General features: G+C 68.6%; 14 protein-coding genes and 2 pseudogenes. 12 read left to right on the forward strand and 4 right to left on the reverse strand.

Features of this window, described 5'->3' with window-relative positions; all coding sequences use genetic code 11:
- Window positions 1-7: 7 nt before the first annotated feature.
- Complete coding sequence (locus tag A9X03_RS10105) at window positions 8-748, reverse strand: lysophospholipid acyltransferase family protein (RefSeq protein WP_156670056.1); 741 nt, start codon at window positions 746-748, stop codon at window positions 8-10.
- A 380-nt stretch (window positions 749-1128) separates the two neighbouring features.
- Between A9X03_RS10105 and A9X03_RS10110 the strand changes: the two genes are divergently transcribed.
- The 11 genes from A9X03_RS10110 (at window position 1129) to A9X03_RS10160 (ending at window position 14021) form a co-directional block, all read left to right on the forward strand.
- Window positions 1129-1455: a hypothetical protein gene (locus A9X03_RS10110; protein ID WP_231969371.1), complete on the forward strand. Its 327-nt coding sequence runs from the start codon at window positions 1129-1131 to the stop codon at window positions 1453-1455.
- A gap of 141 nt (window positions 1456-1596) precedes the next feature.
- Entirely contained in the window at window positions 1597-3360 is a 1764-nt protein-coding gene (locus A9X03_RS10115; protein ID WP_067891789.1) for a DUF3556 domain-containing protein, read from the forward strand.
- Complete coding sequence (locus A9X03_RS10120; RefSeq protein ID WP_067753009.1) at window positions 3357-4784, forward strand: NAD(P)/FAD-dependent oxidoreductase; 1428 nt, start codon at window positions 3357-3359, stop codon at window positions 4782-4784. The genes A9X03_RS10115 and A9X03_RS10120 overlap by 4 nt, the downstream gene beginning before the upstream one ends.
- Window positions 4785-4894: 110 nt before the next feature.
- Window positions 4895-5914, forward strand: coding sequence for a type I glyceraldehyde-3-phosphate dehydrogenase (gene gap / locus A9X03_RS10125; RefSeq protein WP_067753012.1), 1020 nt, complete (start codon window positions 4895-4897; stop codon window positions 5912-5914).
- A gap of 5 nt (window positions 5915-5919) precedes the next feature.
- Window positions 5920-7158 (forward strand): phosphoglycerate kinase, encoded by a 1239-nt coding sequence (pgk, locus tag A9X03_RS10130; RefSeq protein WP_067753015.1) that lies wholly within the window; start codon window positions 5920-5922, stop codon window positions 7156-7158.
- Window positions 7155-7940 carry a triose-phosphate isomerase gene (tpiA, locus tag A9X03_RS10135; protein ID WP_067753018.1) on the forward strand — a complete coding sequence of 262 codons (786 nt, stop codon included), beginning with the start codon at window positions 7155-7157 and terminating at the stop codon, window positions 7938-7940. Before pgk ends, tpiA begins: the two co-directional genes overlap by 4 nt.
- Window positions 7941-8043: 103 nt before the next feature.
- On the forward strand, window positions 8044-8610 hold the full coding sequence (locus A9X03_RS10140; protein ID WP_067753020.1) for a PadR family transcriptional regulator: 567 nt from the start codon (window positions 8044-8046) through the stop codon (window positions 8608-8610).
- On the forward strand, window positions 8607-10055 hold the full coding sequence (locus A9X03_RS10145) for an MFS transporter (protein WP_067753031.1): 1449 nt from the start codon (window positions 8607-8609) through the stop codon (window positions 10053-10055). The genes A9X03_RS10140 and A9X03_RS10145 overlap by 4 nt, the downstream gene beginning before the upstream one ends.
- A 50-nt stretch (window positions 10056-10105) precedes the next feature.
- A complete protein-coding gene (secG, locus tag A9X03_RS10150) occupies window positions 10106-10339 on the forward strand; it encodes a preprotein translocase subunit SecG (protein WP_040624202.1) in 234 nt (77 codons plus the stop codon).
- Window positions 10340-10384: 45 nt separating this feature from the next.
- Window positions 10385-13192 carry a phosphoenolpyruvate carboxylase gene (gene ppc / locus A9X03_RS10155; RefSeq protein ID WP_068260881.1) on the forward strand — a complete coding sequence of 936 codons (2808 nt, stop codon included), beginning with the start codon at window positions 10385-10387 and terminating at the stop codon, window positions 13190-13192.
- A 16-nt stretch (window positions 13193-13208) separates the two neighbouring features.
- Window positions 13209-14021: a DUF1206 domain-containing protein gene (locus A9X03_RS10160; RefSeq protein ID WP_067753036.1), complete on the forward strand. Its 813-nt coding sequence runs from the start codon at window positions 13209-13211 to the stop codon at window positions 14019-14021.
- Window positions 14022-14032: 11 nt separating this feature from the next.
- On the opposite strand, the gene A9X03_RS10165 is transcribed toward A9X03_RS10160, so the two are convergent.
- The 3 genes and pseudogenes from A9X03_RS10165 to opcA all read right to left on the reverse strand — a co-directional run.
- Window positions 14033-14431, reverse strand: a complete 399-nt coding sequence (locus A9X03_RS10165) for an ATPase (RefSeq protein ID WP_067275764.1) — start codon at window positions 14429-14431, stop codon at window positions 14033-14035.
- 28 nt (window positions 14432-14459) lie between these two features.
- Window positions 14460-15215 carry a 6-phosphogluconolactonase gene (pgl, locus tag A9X03_RS10170; protein WP_067753039.1) on the reverse strand — a complete coding sequence of 252 codons (756 nt, stop codon included), beginning with the start codon at window positions 15213-15215 and terminating at the stop codon, window positions 14460-14462.
- Window positions 15212-16054, reverse strand: a pseudogene (gene opcA, locus A9X03_RS10175) (glucose-6-phosphate dehydrogenase assembly protein OpcA); the annotation flags it as partial. The gene pgl and the pseudogene opcA, both read right to left, overlap by 4 nt.
- 30 nt (window positions 16055-16084) lie before the next feature.
- Here opcA and A9X03_RS29185 point away from each other — a divergent pair.
- Window positions 16085-16230, forward strand: a pseudogene (locus A9X03_RS29185) (oxidoreductase); the annotation flags it as partial.

Here is a 16230-nt window from a genome sequence, read left to right on the forward strand (position 1 = left end):
CCACGGGTCAGCCCAGGATCGGGAAGCGTCGCTTGGCGGCCAGGTCCTTGAGGGCCTGCTGCATGACCGACCGCACGTGCTCGTCGACCTCGTCGACGTCCGGGTCCTCACCGAATTGCGCGGCGATGTCGATCGGCTCGAGCACCTGCGTGACGATTTTGGTGGGCAGGGGCAGGTTCGGCGGGATCACCGCGCTGAAGCCGAACGGGAAGCCGAACGACAGCGGCAGGATGGCGCTGCGCAGGAGGCGCTTGATGCCGAGCCGCTCGGCCAGCCAGGTGCCGCGCGACAGGTAGAGCTGGGTCTCCTGCCCTCCGATGGACACCGCGGGGACGATGGGGACGCCGGCGTCGATCGCCGTCCTGACGTATCCCTTGCGGCCGTTGAAGTCGATGACGTTCTCCGCGAGCGTGGGCCGGTATGCGTCGTAGTCTCCGCCCGGGAAGACGATCACGACCCCGCCTGACCGCAGGGCTTGGGCCGCGTTCTCCCGGTTGGCCCGGATGTATCCGGTGCGCCGGAAGAACTCCCCGGTGGGGCCGGTCATCAGGATGTCGTGGCTCAGCGTGTAGACCGGCCGGTCGTAGCCGAACTTCTCGTAGAAGTGGACCGTGAAGATCGGGACGTCCATCGGGAACATGCCGCCGGAATGGTTACCGACGACCAGCGCACCGCCGGGCGGGAAGGCGCCGAGCCCGTGCACCTCCGACCGGAAGTAGGTCTTCATGGCCGGGCGCATCACGCCCATCAGGCGCTGGGTCAACACGGGGTCGAATTTGCCGATGTCGCCGACATCGGGGTGATCGTCGTCGGTCACGTTCCTCCCTTGACGCTCCCGCGAGGCTGCCTCGGATCTGAAGGAGCCGCGTCGAGTTCCTCGATGGTAGCGACCGGTGCGGGCCGGCCGTCATGGTGTTTATCTCTTTCCCTTTCCGGGGATATGGTGCCGGCGGGGTGCGGGCGTTATTGTTACGACGCCCTCAGTGAAATTTCGAGAAACGGAACCCGATGGACGTTGCCGGTTTGTCCGCAGAGCGCAGCGCCCGGGGCAGCCGCAGGGTCGGCTCCCGTGAGCATCGGGTACGTCGTGCGCACGCCGGGCTGGCCCGTCCCGAATCGAGGGGATCCGTGCCGTCGGCGCCGAGCGCCGACCGGGCTGCCGCAGACGCCCCCGACGCGGCCGACCAGCGCCAGGCCGACTACTTCGTGCGGTTGCTCTCCCAGAATCGCAGGCTCATCGAACAGCGGCTCGACGACTACCAGAAGGCGATCGCGACCGCGCAAGCCGGCGGCGACGTGGATGCCGTCTGCAACCTCCGGCGCATGGCGCGCATCGAGGAACAGGATCGGGACAATCTCGACGGCATGCTCGAGCGATTGCGAAGCCGCTTCGCCCGCCGGGCCCCAGCCGACCCGCCCGTTCAATCCCCTCGCCCGCGATCCGCTGTCCGCTAGCAATTCGCTTACCGCGCAGCGTTTTACGTCCCTCAAGCGAGCGTGGGCGGGCTGAGGCCGGCCGAATCGGCCACGCCCGCACCGCGGTGCCGATACATTTGACGGGCCAACTGGTTTCCTCCGACACCGAACGAGGCCGCCATGGGATTCATGACCCCTGACCTTCCCGACGTCGATCGCAAGACCTGGCCCACACTGCCCCGGGCCACCCGGCTGCAGGTGGTGACGCGGCACTGGGCGGAACACGGCTTCGGGACACCGTATGCCGTGTATCTGCTGTACCTGCTCAAGATCGCCCTGTACATCGCCGTCCCCGCCGCGGTCATCTCGCTGACCCCGGGCCTCGGCGGGCTCGGCCGCATCGCCGACTGGTGGACGCAGCCGATCGTCTACCAGAAGGTCATCGTCTTCACGCTGCTGTTCGAGGTGATGGGCCTGGGTTGTGGGTCCGGTCCGCTGACCGGACGGTTCATGCCGCCCATCGGCGGAATCTTGTACTGGTTGCGGCCCAACACGATTCGGCTGCCGGCGTGGCCCGGAAAGGTGCCGTTCACCGCCGGTGACAGCCGCACCGTCGTCGACGTTGCGCTGTACGCAATCGTTTTGGCCGGCGGAGTGTGGGCGCTGCTGTCGCCCGGCCACGGCGGGCCGGTCACCGCGGCCGGGGACGTCGGCCTGATCGACCCCGTCCGCGTCATCCCGACGATCGTCGCGCTGGCGGTACTGGGCCTGCGCGACAAGACCATCTTCCTGGCCGCGCGTGGCGAGCACTACTGGCTCAAGCTGTTCGTGTTCTTCTTTCCGTTCACCGATCAGATCGCGGCATACAAGCTCATCATGCTGCTGTTGTGGTGGGGCGCCGCAACATCCAAGCTCAACCACCACTTCCCGTACGTGGTGTCGGTGATGACGAGCAACAACGCGCTGCTGCGGCCCAAATTGTTCAACCCGGTCAAGCACATGCTGTACCGCGACCACATCAACGATCTGCGTCCCACCTGGTTGCCGAAGATGATGGCCCACGTCGGCGGCACCACAGCCGAATTCGTGGTTCCGACGGTGCTGGTCTTCTTCGCCGGCGATCACCCGTGGCGGTGGTTCCTGATCGGATTCATGGTGATCTTTCACCTCAACATCATTTCCAACCTCCCGATGGGAGTTCCGTTGGAGTGGAACGTCTTCTTCATCTTCTCGCTCTTCTATCTGTTCGGGCACTACGCCTCGATCCGGGCCACCGATTTGCGTTCGCCGCTGCTGTGGGCCCTCGTCATCGCCGCGCTGGCATTCGTGATCGCGGGAAACATGTTCCCCAAAAAGATTTCGTTCCTGCCCGCGATGAGGTACTACGCCGGCAACTGGGCGTCCAGCGTGTGGTGCTTCCGCACCGGCGCGGAGGAAAAGATCGACGCCGAGATCGTCAAGAGCTCCGCCCTCGTCGTCAACCAGCTGGCCCGGCTTTACGACCCGGAGACCGCGGAGATCATGGCGGACAAGACCGCCGCCTTCCGGGCCATGCACCTGCACGGCCGCGCGCTCAACGCCCTGGTGCCTCGCGCGATCGACGACGAAGCCGATTACAAGATCCGCGAGGGCGAAATCGTCGCCGGGCCGCTCGTCGGCTGGAACTTCGGAGAGGGCCACCTGCACAACGAGCAGCTGCTCGAAGCCGTGCAGCGCCGTTGCCACTTCTCCGAGGGCGACGTCCGGGTGATCGTCCTCGAGGGTCAGCCCATCCACATCCAGAAGCAGTGGTACCGCATCTTCGACGCCAAGGCTGGACTGATCGAGGAAGGCTATGTCAACGTCGAGGACATGCTCACCCGCCAGCCGTGGCCCGAGCCCGGTGACGAGTTGCCCGTGCATGTGATCGGCCGCGGTGACCCGTCGCGGCGCAGCGCTCGATGACCAGAGCGGTGGTGGTCGGAGCCGGCCCCAACGGCCTGGCCGCGGCGATCCACCTCGCTCGGCACGGCATCGACGTCCAGGTGCTCGAGGCGCGCGACACCGTCGGCGGGGGAGCCCGCTCGGGCGAACTGACGAGACCCGGCGTGATCCACGACCACTGCTCGGCGTTTCACCCGCTGGGCGTCGGTTCGCCGCTGTGGAAGGAGATCGACCTGCAGCGCTACGGGCTGCGGTGGAAGTGGCCGGAGATCGACTGCGCGCACCCACTCGACGACGGCAGCGCCGGCGTGCTGCACCACTCGATCGACGAGACGGTGGCCCGCATGGGACCCGACGGCACCCGCTGGAGGCGGGCGATCGGCGACCTGGCGGCGGGATTCGACGAGCTGGCCGAGGATCTCATGGGCCCGGTGCTGGGGATCCCGCGTCACCCGCTTCGCCTGGCCGGCTTCGGGCCGCGGGCGCTGCTACCGGCCACCACCATGGCCCGCTGGTTTCGCACCGAGCAGGTGCGCGCGCTGTTCGGCGGCGCCGCCGCCCATGTCTACACCCGGCTGGACCGCCCGCTGACCGCGTCGCTCGGGCTGATGATCCTGGCCAGCGGCCACCGCTACGGCTGGCCCGTCGCCGAAGGCGGGTCCGGGTCGATCAGCCGAGCGCTCTCGGCCGCGCTGGAGGAGCACGGCGGCGCGGTGGCCACCGGCGTGACCGTCGCGAGCCGCAAGGACATCCCGGACGCCGACATCGTGATGCTCGACCTCAGCCCGGCGGCGGCCCTCGCGCTCTACGGCGATGCCATGCCGGGCCGGATCCGGCGGTCGTACCGGCGCTACCGCGAGGGCTCGTCGGCGTTCAAGGTCGACTTCGCCATCGAGGGCGACATCCCGTGGACGAACCCGGACTGCGCCCGCGCCGGCACGGTGCACCTCGGCGGCACGTTCGCCGAGACGGCGGACACCGAACGCCAACGCGCACAGGGCAAGATGGTGGACCGCCCCTTCGTGCTGCTCGGGCAGCAATACCGGGCCGACCCGTCGCGCTCGGCCGGCAACGTCAACCCCATCTGGGCGTACGCGCACGTGCCGTTCGGCTATGACGGCGACGCCACCGCCGGCGTGGTCGCCCAGATCGAGCGGTTCGCCCCCGGCTTTCGCGACCGCGTCCTGGCGACGGTCAGTAAGGGGCCCGCCGAACTGCAGGCCTACAACGCCAACTTCATCGGCGGCGACATCATCGGCGGCGCCAACGACGGGCTGCAGGTCATCTTCCGCCCGCGCATCGCCGTCGACCCCTACGCGATCGGGGTGCCCGGCGTCTACCTGTGTTCGCAGTCCGCTCCGCCGGGCGCCGGCGTCCACGGCCTCTGCGGCTATCACGCCGCCGAGTCGGCCCTGAGGTGGCTGCGCAAGACGCGCCGCGACTGACGTCACAGAGTCCGCGGGAACCGGGGGGCGACCGCGCGTGTTGCTCATCTAGGCTGACCACGAGCGCGTATTCAGCGGCTCTAGAGACATCAGAAGACAGGGAGAGATCAGTGACGGTCCGAGTAGGTATCAACGGCTTCGGTCGAATCGGACGCAACTTCTACCGGGCCCTGCTGGCTCAACAGGAGCAGGGCGGCGCCGACATCGAGGTGGTGGCGGTCAACGACCTCACCGACAACGCCAGCCTGGCGCATCTGCTCAAGTTCGACTCCATCCTGGGCCGGCTGCCCTACGACGTCAGCCTCGAAGGTGAGGACACGATCGTCGTTGGCAGCGCCAAGATCAAGGCGTTGGAGGTCAAGGAAGGCCCGGCGGCGCTGCCCTGGGGCGACCTGGGCGTCGACGTAGTGGTGGAGTCCACCGGCATCTTCACCAACGCGGCCAAGGCCAAGGGCCACCTGGACGCCGGCGCCAAGAAGGTGATCATCTCGGCGCCCGCCACCGACGAGGACATCACGATCGTCCTGGGCGTCAACGACGACAAGTACGACGGCAGCCAGAACATCATCTCCAACGCCTCGTGCACCACCAACTGTCTGGCGCCGGTCACCAAGGTGCTGCAGGACGAGTTCGGCATCGTCAAGGGCCTGATGACCACCATCCACGCCTACACGCAGGACCAGAACCTGCAGGACGGTCCGCACAAAGACCTGCGCCGGGCGCGCGCCGCGGCGCTGAACATCGTGCCGACCTCGACCGGTGCGGCCAAGGCCATCGGCCTGGTGATGCCCGAGCTGAAGGGCAAGTTGGACGGCTACGCGCTGCGGGTGCCGATCCCCACCGGCTCGGTGACCGACCTGACCGTCGAGCTGGCCAAGCCGGCTGGAGCCGACGAGATCAACGCGGTCTTCAAGGCCGCCGCCGAGGGCCGGCTGAAGGGCATCCTGAAGTACTACGACGCCCCGATTGTCTCCAGTGACATCGTCACCGACCCGCACAGCTCGATCTTCGACTCCGGGCTGACCAAGGTGATCGACAACCAGGCCAAGGTGGTGTCCTGGTACGACAACGAGTGGGGCTACTCCAACCGCCTCATCGACCTCGTCGCGCTGGTCGGCAAGTCGCTGTAGTCGTCGTGGCCGTTCCTACACTCGAAGACCTCCTGGCCGAAGGGGTTTCGGGTCGAGGCGTGCTGGTGCGCTCCGACCTGAACGTCCCGCTCGACGAAGAGGGCGCGATCACCGACCCCGGCCGGATCACCGCATCGGTGCCGACGTTGCAGGCGCTCGTCGACGCCGGGGCCAAGGTGGTGATCGCCGCGCACCTCGGTCGGCCGAAGAACGGGCCGGACCCGAAGTTGTCGCTGGCGCCGGTCGCCGCGGCGCTCGGCGAGCAGCTCGGCCGGCACGTGCAGCTCGCCGGCGATGTCGTCGGCGGTGACGCGCTGGCCCGGGCCGAGGGGCTCACGGACGGTGACGTCCTGCTGCTGGAGAACATCCGCTTCGATCCGCGCGAAACCAGCAAGGACGACGGGGAGCGACTCGCGCTCGCCCGCGAACTCGCCGAATTGGTCTCGCCCGGAGGCGCTTTCGTCTCCGACGGTTTCGGCGTGGTGCACCGCAAGCAGGCCTCGGTGTACGACGTGGCCACGCTGCTGCCGCATTACGCGGGCAAGCTGGTGGCCGAGGAGATCGCGGTCCTGGAGCAGCTGACCAGCTCCACCGAGCGGCCCTACGCCGTCGTGCTCGGCGGGTCGAAGGTGTCCGACAAGCTCGGCGTCATCGAATCGCTGGCGACCAAGGCCGACAGCATCGTGATCGGCGGCGGTATGTGCTTCACATTCCTTGCCGCACAAGGCTTTTCGGTGGGTAAGTCGCTGCTCGAAGAAGAGATGGTGGACACCTGCCGCCGGCTGCTGGACACCTACGTCGACGTGCTGCGGCTGCCGAGGGACGTCGTGGTGGCCGAGCAATTCGCCGCCGACTCGCCGCCGCAGACGGTGGCCGCCGACGCCATCGGAGACGACGTGATCGGGCTGGACATCGGGCCCGAATCGGTGAAGCGGTTCGCGGCCCTGCTGTCCAACGCCCGCACCGTCTTCTGGAACGGCCCCATGGGCGTGTTCGAGTTCCCGGCGTTCGCCACGGGCACCAGGGGCGTCGCCGAGGCCATCGCCGCGGCCACCGGCAAGGGTGCGTTCAGTGTGGTGGGCGGCGGTGACTCCGCCGCCGCGGTGCGTGCCCTGGGCATCCCCGAGGCCGACTTCTCGCACATCTCCACCGGCGGAGGCGCGTCGCTGGAATACCTTGAGGGCAAGACGCTGCCGGGCATCGAGGTGCTCGGGGAGCCGCAACCAAGTGGAGGAGACGCGTGAGCCGCAAGCCGCTGATCGCCGGCAACTGGAAGATGAATCTCAATCACTTCGAGGCGATCGCGCTGGTGCAGAAGATCGCGTTCGCGCTGCCCGACAAGTACTACGACAAGGTCGACGTCACCGTCTTGCCGCCGTTCACCGACCTGCGCAGCGTGCAGACCCTGGTCGACGGCGACAAGTTGCGGCTGACCTATGGCGGCCAGGACCTGTCCCCGCACGACTCGGGCGCCTACACCGGTGACATCAGCGGGGCCTTCCTGGCCAAGCTCGGTTGCAGCTTCGTCGTGGTCGGCCACTCCGAGCGGCGCACCTATCACAACGAGGACGACGCGCTGGTGGCCGCGAAGGCCGCCGCGGCGCTCAAGCACGAGCTGACCCCGATCGTGTGCATCGGCGAGCACCTCGAGACTCGGGAGGCGGGCGAGCACGTCAGTTACTGCGAAAACCAGCTGCGCGGCTCGCTGGCCGGGCTATCGGCCGAGCAGATCGCCAATGTGGTGATCGCCTACGAGCCGGTCTGGGCGATCGGCACCGGCCGGGTGGCCAGCTCCGCCGACGCCCAGGAGGTGTGTGCGGCGATCCGCAAAGGGTTGGCGTCCCTCGCCTCGCCAAAGATCGCCGAAAGCGTCCGGGTGCTCTACGGCGGTTCGATGAACGCCAAGAACGTCGGCGATCTCGTCGCTCAGGAGGACGTCGACGGCGGCCTGGTCGGGGGCGCCTCGCTGGACGGCGAGCAGTTCGCCACGCTGGCGGCCATCGCCGCCGGCGGGCCGCTGCCGTAGCCCCGGCCGGCGCGAACCGGCACGGGGGACCCGAACCGGGGCTGAGTTACTCGAGGAGCATTGCCCTCTAGACGTGGGCGAGTACTCGTGCGAGAGTAGTTGCGTGTCGTCGATACGGATCTTCATCCTGGCGGGGCTCGAGGAGCGTGGCCCGATGCATGGACACCAGCTCCGGCTGCTCGCCGAGGAAGAGCACGTGGCCCTGTGGACGGACATCACCGTCGGCGCCCTGTACGGGGCGATCAAACGACTGGCCGCCGAGGACCTCATCGAGGAGGTGCGCGTCGAGCGGTCCGGTGCGTATCCGCAACGGCAGATCTGGGCCATCACCGATGCCGGTCGCGAGGCGCTGGGCGGTCTGCGGCTGCGCGCGCTCCGCGAGATCGTCATCAAACCCGACCCATTCGACCTGGCGATCACCCGGTTGCAGCCCGACCATCTCGGTGACCTGCCGGTGACCATCGCGGCCCGGATCACATCGCTGAGTGCCATGCTCGCCGAGTGGGAAGCCCATGCCGCCGCCATCGACCGCTACCTCACCCTCGCCGAGAAGCTGGTCATGAAGCACAGGGCCGACCGGCTGCGCGCCGAAATCGGTTGGCATGAGGAGCTTTCCGCGGCGCTCCCCGCCATCGTCGCCGGCCGGCGCGCGGGAGGTGACGAAGCGTGACGGCGTCGATACCGAAAACCATTGGCACCGAACGCCGTAACTGGTTTGCCCTGGCGGTGCTGCTGGTCGGGGCTTTCATGGCATTGCTGGACAGCACGATCGTCAACGTTGCCCTGCCTGCCATCCGCACCAGCCTTTCGGCCTCGAACGCCACACTGTCGTGGATCGTCTCGGGCTATGCCCTGGCATTCGGTTTGGCCCTCATACCCGCCGGCCGCGTGGGGGACCGGTTCGGGCACAAATGGGTCTTCATCGCGGGCCTGTCCTTGTTCACCATGGCGAGCCTGGCGTGCGGGCTCGCGCAGGGCGAGAGCGGGCTCGTCTGCGCCCGCGCGGTGCAGGGGCTCGGCGGTGGCATCTTCTTCACCCCGATCACCGCGTTGATCCAGCTGATGTTCGCCCGGCGCAAGCGGGCGCGGGCCCTGGCGATCATGGGATCGACCATCGGCTTCTCCGTTGCGCTCGGGCCGCTGATCGGCGGGCTGATCATTCAGGCGTTCGGCGCGGACCCCGGGTGGCGGTTGGTGTTCGACGTCAACGTGCCGTTGGGCGTGCTCGCCGTCGTCGCCGCGGCCATCCTGCTTCCGGCGGGAACCGAACGTGCGGCGGCGTCGGCCGACTGGGCCGGCCTGATCCTGCTGTCCGCGGCGCTGGTCGCGTTGCTGGTCCCGTTGATCCAGGGTCAGCAAGACGGCTGGCCACTGTGGACGTACGCCTCGATGGCCGGCGCCGTCGCGCTGCTGGTGGTCTTCGCCCAGTGGGAGCGCCACGTCGAGACGAACGGGGGCAACCCGCTGGTGCCGCCGCGGCTGTTCTCGCATGCGTCCTTCACCGGCGGCGTGCTGCTCGCCCTGGTGTACTTCGCGGCGTTCACGAGCATCTTCTTCACCATCGCGCTGTTGTGGCAGGCGGGGCTGGGACACACCGCGCTGCAATCCGGCCTGGTGGTGACACCGTTTGCGATCGGGCTGGTCGGCGGCGCCTCCCAGAGCGACACCCTTGCGGCGCGCTTCGGCCGGACCGTGCTGGTGGTCGGGCTGGGGATGGTGGCCGTCGGTATCACCGCGATCTGGCTGGTGCTCGCCCTGACGCCGGGCACCGCGTACGGCGGCTGGCAACTCGCCGCCCCGCTCTTGATCGCCGGCCTGGGCAGTGGATTGTTCATCGCCCCGAACGTCGACTTCATCGTCGCCACCGTCGACGCGGCAGACGCCGGGGCGGCCAGTGGCGTGATCGGCACCGCGCAGCGGGTCGGCAGCGCGATCGGGATCGCGATCATCGGCACCGTCCTGTTCGGCACGCTGCACGTCGGCCGGGGCGGACCCGAGGCCCTGGCGGCGGCGTTCGGGCACAGCGCGACGCTGGCCATGGCCGCCAGCGCGGCCCTCAGCGTCACGGCCTTCGCGCTGGTGTTCGCGCTGCCGCGGCGCGCCTGGGACGGGTAGCCGGGCGTCGGTTACGGCCGACGGCGCGCCAACCGGTAGGCTTTTGCGTCATGGAGTTGGCCCTGCAGATCACCCTGGTGGTCACCAGCGTGCTGGTGGTGTTGCTGGTGCTGCTGCACCGCGCCAAGGGTGGCGGCCTGTCGACACTGTTCGGCGGCGGCGTGCAGTCCAGCCTTTCCGGCTCGACGGTGGTGGAGAAGAACCTGGACCGGTTGACGCTGTTCATCACCGGCATCTGGCTGGTGTCCATCATCGGGGTCGCCCTGCTGATCAAATACCGGTGACCCGTCGGCGGGCGGACCACGTGATCCGCACCGATACTGGGACACATGGTTGACGTTTCCGACATCGCGCTCGAACCGATCGGCGCCGTGCAAAGGACGCTGGTCGGTCGCGAGGCGACCGAGCCGATGCGCGCCGACATCAGGCTGCTGGGCGCCATCCTCGGCGACACCGTGCGCGAGCAGAACGGGGACGAGGTTTTCGACCTCGTGGAACGCGCCCGGGTCGAGTCGTTTCGGGTGCGCCGCTCCGAGATCGACCGGGCCGAGCTGGCCCGGATGTTCGACGGCATCGACATTCACCAGGCGATCCCGGTCATCCGCGCGTTCAGTCACTTCGCGCTGCTGGCCAACGTGGCCGAGGACATCCACCGGGAGCGACGCCGCGCGATCCACGTCGCCGCCGGCGAGCCGCCGCAGGACAGCAGCCTAGCCGCCACCTACGCGAAACTCGATGGCGCCGAACTCGATTCGGCCACGGTCGCCGACGCGCTGCGCGGCGCCCTGATATCCCCGGTGATCACCGCCCACCCCACCGAAACCCGGCGGCGCACCGTCTTCGTCACCCAGCACCGGATCACCCAGTTGATGCGGTTGCACGCGGAGGGGCACACCGAAACCGACGACGGCAGCAATATCGAGCGCGAGTTGCGCCGTCAGGTGCTGACCCTGTGGCAGACCGCACTGATCCGGCTGTCCCGGCTGCAGATCACCGACGAGATCGAGGTCGGGTTGCGGTATTACGCCGCCGCGTTCTTCCAGGTCATTCCCCAGGTCAACGCGGAGGTCCGGGACGCTTTGCGGAAGCGCTGGCCCGACACCGATCTGCTCGCGGCTCCGATCCTGCGCCCCGGCTCCTGGATCGGCGGCGACCGCGACGGCAACCCGAACGTGACGGGCGACGTGGTCCGCCAGGCCACGGGCAGCGCCGCGTTCACCGCGCTGTCGCATTACCTCGAAGAGCTCATCGCCCTCGAGCAGGACCTGTCGATGTCGGCGCGACTCGTCCCCGTCACGCCCGGGCTGGCCGAACTGGCCGAGAGCTGCGCCGAGCAGGCCCGCGCCGACGAGCCGTACCGGCGGGCGGCGCGGGTGATCCGGGCCCGGCTCACCGCGACGGGCGCCCAGATCCTGGACCGTCAACCTCAGCACGAACTGGATCTCGGCCTGGCGCCGTATTCCGCGCCGGCCGAACTTCAAGCGGACCTCGACACCATCGACGAGTCGCTGCGCACGCACGGCAGCGCGTTGCTCGCCGAGGACCGCCTGGCGCTGCTGCGAGAAGGCGTGAGCGTCTTCGGGTTTCACTTGAGCGGCCTCGATCTGCGGCAGAACTCCGACGTCCACGAAGAGGTGGTGGCCGAGCTGCTGGGGTGGGCCGGGGTGCACCCGGACTACGTTTCGCTGCCCGAGGACGAGCGGGTCGCGCTGCTGGCGGGCGAACTGGGCACGCGCCGTCCACTGGTCGGTGACCGCACGCAACTGTCCGACCTGGCCCGCAAGGAGCTCGAGGTCATCGGCGCCGCGACGCACGCCGTCGGGCGCTACGGGCCGGCCGCCGTCCCGAACTACGTGATCTCGATGTGCCGCTCGGTGTCCGACGTCTTGGAAGTGGCGATCCTGCTGAAAGAGGCTGGGCTGCTGGACGCTTCCGGGCCGGAACCGTACTGTCCGGTGTCCATCTCGCCGCTCTTCGAGACGATCGAGGATCTGCACAACGGCGCGGACATCCTGCACGCGATGCTGGACCTGCCGCTGTACCGCGCGGTCGTCGACGCCCAGGGCGGTTGCCAAGAGGTGATGCTCGGCTATTCCGACTCGAACAAGGACGGCGGTTACCTGGCCTCCAGCTGGGCGGTCTACCGCGCCGAGCTGGCCTTGGTCGAGGTGGCCCGCAAGGCGGGAATCCGATTGCGGCTCTTCCACGGTCGCGGCGGCACCGTCGGCCGCGGCGGCGGCCCGAGCTATCAGGCCATCCTGGCGCAGCCCCCCGGCGCGGTGAACGGCTCGCTGCGGCTCACCGAGCAGGGGGAGGTGATCGCCGCCAAGTACGCCGAACCGCAGGCGGCGCGGCGCAACCTGGAGAGCCTGGTGGCCGCCACGCTGGAGTCGACGCTGCTCGACGTCGAGGGTCTGGGTGATGCCGCGGAGCCGGCCTACGCGGTGCTCGACGAAGTGGCCACCCTCGCGCAACGCGCCTACGCCGAATTGGTGCACGACACACCGGGTTTCGTCGAGTACTTCATGGCCTCCACGCCGGTCAGCGAGATCGGTTCGCTGAACATCGGCAGCCGGCCGACGTCACGCAAACCCACCTCGTCGATCTCGGATCTGCGCGCCATCCCCTGGGTGCTCGCGTGGGCCCAGTCGCGGGTCATGCTCCCCGGTTGGTACGGCACCGGGTCGGCGTTCGAGCAGTGGATCGCGGCGGGCCCGGAAAGCGAAGACGAACGGGTGGCGATCCTGCACGAGCTCTACGAGCGCTGGCCCTTCTTCCGCGGCGTGCTGTCCAACATGGCCCAGGTGCTGGCCAAGAGCGACCTCGGCCTGGCGGCGCGGTACGCGGAGCTGGTCGACGACGAGGAGCTGCGGCACCGGGTGTTCGACAAGATCGTGGACGAGCACCGGCGAACCATCGCGATGCACAAGCTGATCACCGGTCAGGACGACCTGCTCGCCGACAATCCCGCGCTGGCGCGTTCGGTGTTCAACCGGTTCCCCTATCTGGAGCCGCTGAACCACCTGCAGGTCGAGTTGCTGCGCCGCTACCGCTCCGGCGACGACGACGAACTGGTGCAGCGCGGCATCCTGCTGACGATGAACGGATTGGCCAGCGCGTTACGGAACAGCGGGTGACGGGCATTCGTAAGCCATGTCGGACATCGCGTCGCCCGTCAGCGCGGCTGAAGTGGCCCAGAACGGCGTCTTCGAACGTCTCGCCCGGGTCGGGTACGTGGTCAACGGGATACTGCACCTGATCGTCGGCTACCTCGCGATCCGGGTCGCGTGCGGAGAAGGCGGCACCGCCGACCAAACCGGTGCCCTGGCGACGCTGGCGGCCAAGCCGGGCGGCCCGTTCGCGCTCTGGATCGCCACCGCCGCCCTGCTGGCGATGGGCCTGTGGCGGCTCGTCGAAACCGCCCTCGGACGATCGTGCGACCGTGAGTCGGAGGGGCCGTCGTCGGATGCGTCGACACGGCTCAAGGCGTTGGGTCTGGCGGCGGTCTACCTGGCCTTCGCCTATTCCGCGTTCGGGTTCGCCCGCGGCGCGGGCAGGCAGGCGGACCAACAGAATTCGGGCATCAGCGCGCGGCTGATGGCGACGACCGGCGGCACCGTCGCGCTGATCGGCTGCGGCGCGATCATCGTCGCGGTCGGCGGCTACCACATCTACAAGGGCGCCAGCCGCAACTTCGTCGACGACCTGCGGGGCGAGTCCGGCGACTTGGTGCGCCGCCTCGGCGTGGCGGGGTATATCGGCAAGGGAATCGTGATCACCCTGACAGGCGCGCTGGTGATCGTCGCCGCGTGCCGCTCGGAGCCGAAGAAGGCCACCGGACTCGACGGCGCGCTGAAGACGCTCGGGGCTCAGCACTTCGGGGCGGCACTGTTGATCGCCGCCGGGGTGGGGCTCATCATCTACGGGCTGTACAGCTTCGTGATGGCCCGGTCGACCAAGATGTGACGCGTCCGCCGCTATTCCACCGCGCGGTTGCGCAGCCGGTCCACCACGCCGCGCACCGCGTGCTCGGTCATGGACAGCGGCGTCATCATCACCTCGCCGACTTTGACCATGTCGTCGATCCGCCCGACGATCGCCTCGACAGGCTCGACCAGGACGATCAGGCGCCGCGCCAGATCGTCCAGCCGCGACAGGGTGCCGTCCAGGTGGTCCAGGCCGCTCTCCATGCGCTCGACCGTGGCGTTCAGGGCGGACAGGGACGTGTTCAGCTCTTTCATCGTCGTGCTCAGGCCGTCGAGTACGTCTTCGACCTGCTCCACCGTCTTGTCGGCGTTCAACGCAGCCTGGGTGAGGGTCTTGATCCGGCTTCGCTCTTGCCCACCGCGCACGGTTCTGTCTGCCATGCCCGTCATTATGACCCGGATCCCACCGGGTGCGGGACTAGCTTGACTGACCCGGGCGTGCGGGGAGTTTGGAGGCGGCCTCCTCGTCGAGCAGCCACAGCGTGGTTTCCCGGCCGATCGCGCCCGCGGCCGGCACCGAGACCGGCGCGGCACCACCGATTGCCGCCGCCACGGCATCCGCCTTCGAAGCCCCGGACACCATCAGCCAGACCTCACGCGAACGTTGAACCGCGGGCAATGTCAGGGTGATTCGCTGGGGAGGCGGCTTGGGGGAGTCCTCGACCGGTACCACCATGCGGCTGGTTTCCAGCACGGCGGGGGTGTCCGGGAACAGCGAGTTGATGTGACCCTCGGGGCCCATGCCCAGCAGGTGCACGTCGAAGTTCGGCACCGGTTGGCCGGGTTCGGCGTTGGCCGCCAACAGCTGTTCGTAGGCCAGCGCCGCGGCGGCGAGATCGGTGCCGAATTCGCCGTCGCTGGCCGGCATCGCGTGCACGTGGCTGGACGGGATGTCGATCCGGTCCAGCAGCGCCGCCCGCGCCTGCTTGTCGTTGCGCTCGTCGTCGTCCTCGGGGACGTAGCGTTCGTCGCCCCAGAACAGGTGCACCTTGGGCCAGGCGATCTCGAGGCCCGCCAGCGACTCGAGCAACCCGATGCCGTTGCCGCCGCCGGTCAGCACCACCAGTGCCCGGTCCCGGGCCGCCACGGCGTTGCGGATGCTCTCCGCCAATCGGTTGGCCGCGGCCTCGACCAGCGCCTTGCTCTGCGGGAAAACTTCGACGATGGTGCTCACACGTACTGCACTTTCTCAATGCCTTCTAACGCTGTCTGGTAAATCTCATCGGGATCGAGCCGCCGCAGGTCTTCGGCGAGGCACTCGCCGGTTTCCCTGCGCGCCAAGGGAAGCAGGGCATCCGGCTTGGCGGTGCGGCTCAGTGTTGCCGTCCTGCCCTCCTGAGGTCGGCTCAAGACGATGGTCTCGCTCTTGCGCGTGAGTTCCACCTTGAGCTCGCCAACCGCCCGGCGCACCGGGCCGTCGATGCGGCTGGCCAGCCAGCCGGCGAGGATGTCAAGCGCCGGTTCGGTTTTCAAACCGGACACCAGGGCCGACTCGATCGGCTCGTGGGGCGGCAGGTCGACCGCGGAGGTGAGCAGCGCCCGCCAGTAGGTGATGCGGGCCCAGGCCAGGTCGGTGTCGCCGGCGGTATAGCCGGGCAGCCGGCCCTTGATCGCCGTCAGCGGATCGGTTCCATTGGTCGCGTCGGTGATGCGCCGAATCGCCAACTTGCCCAACGGGTCCTGGGCGGGGATGGCCGGCGCCACGTCCGGCCACCATGCCACCACCGGGATGTCGGGAAGCAGAAACGGGGTCACCACACTGGCGGCGTGGCCGGCCAGCGCCCCGGACAGGTTGAGGATCACGACCTCGGTGGCGCCGGTGTCGCCGCCCGCCCGCAACTGCGCGTCCAGGCGCGGCTCATCGGCGTACGGATCGCCCCGCATCGTCACGATCACCCGGCTGGGATGCTCGTGGCTGGCATTGTTGGCCGCCTCGAGCGACTCTTCGAGGATGGCATCGCTGTCCGGCGCGATGATCAGCGTCAGCACCCGGCCCATCGTCACGGCGCCGACGACGATGCAGAACGCTGAGGAGGGGCGCCCTTGATCATCGACATGCCGGACACCACCACCACCGCGGTCAACAAGAAGCTCGACGAACTGCGGGAAAAGGTCGGCGCCGTGACGATGGGCCGGGTGCTGACGCTGATCATCGCGCCGGACAGCGATGCCATCCTCGAAGAGTCGCT

It is taken from the genome of Mycobacterium sp. E1715, from assembly GCF_001667625.1.
In the GTDB taxonomy this organism is placed as follows: domain Bacteria; phylum Actinomycetota; class Actinomycetes; order Mycobacteriales; family Mycobacteriaceae; genus Mycobacterium.

Coding starts and splice junctions, on each gene's coding strand:
- A9X03_RS10115 (WP_067891789.1), top strand. CDS start 1,597: ATGGGATTCATGACCCCTGACCTTCCCGACGTCGATCGCAAGACCTGG.
- A9X03_RS10120 (WP_067753009.1), top strand. CDS start 3,357: ATGACCAGAGCGGTGGTGGTCGGAGCCGGCCCCAACGGCCTGGCCGCG.
- secG (WP_040624202.1), top strand. CDS start 10,106: ATGGAGTTGGCCCTGCAGATCACCCTGGTGGTCACCAGCGTGCTGGTG.
- ppc (WP_068260881.1), top strand. CDS start 10,385: ATGGTTGACGTTTCCGACATCGCGCTCGAACCGATCGGCGCCGTGCAA.
- A9X03_RS10160 (WP_067753036.1), top strand. CDS start 13,209: ATGTCGGACATCGCGTCGCCCGTCAGCGCGGCTGAAGTGGCCCAGAAC.
- A9X03_RS10165 (WP_067275764.1), bottom strand. CDS start 14,431: ATGACGGGCATGGCAGACAGAACCGTGCGCGGTGGGCAAGAGCGAAGC.
- A9X03_RS10105 (WP_156670056.1), bottom strand. CDS start 748: ATGGGCGTGATGCGCCCGGCCATGAAGACCTACTTCCGGTCGGAGGTG.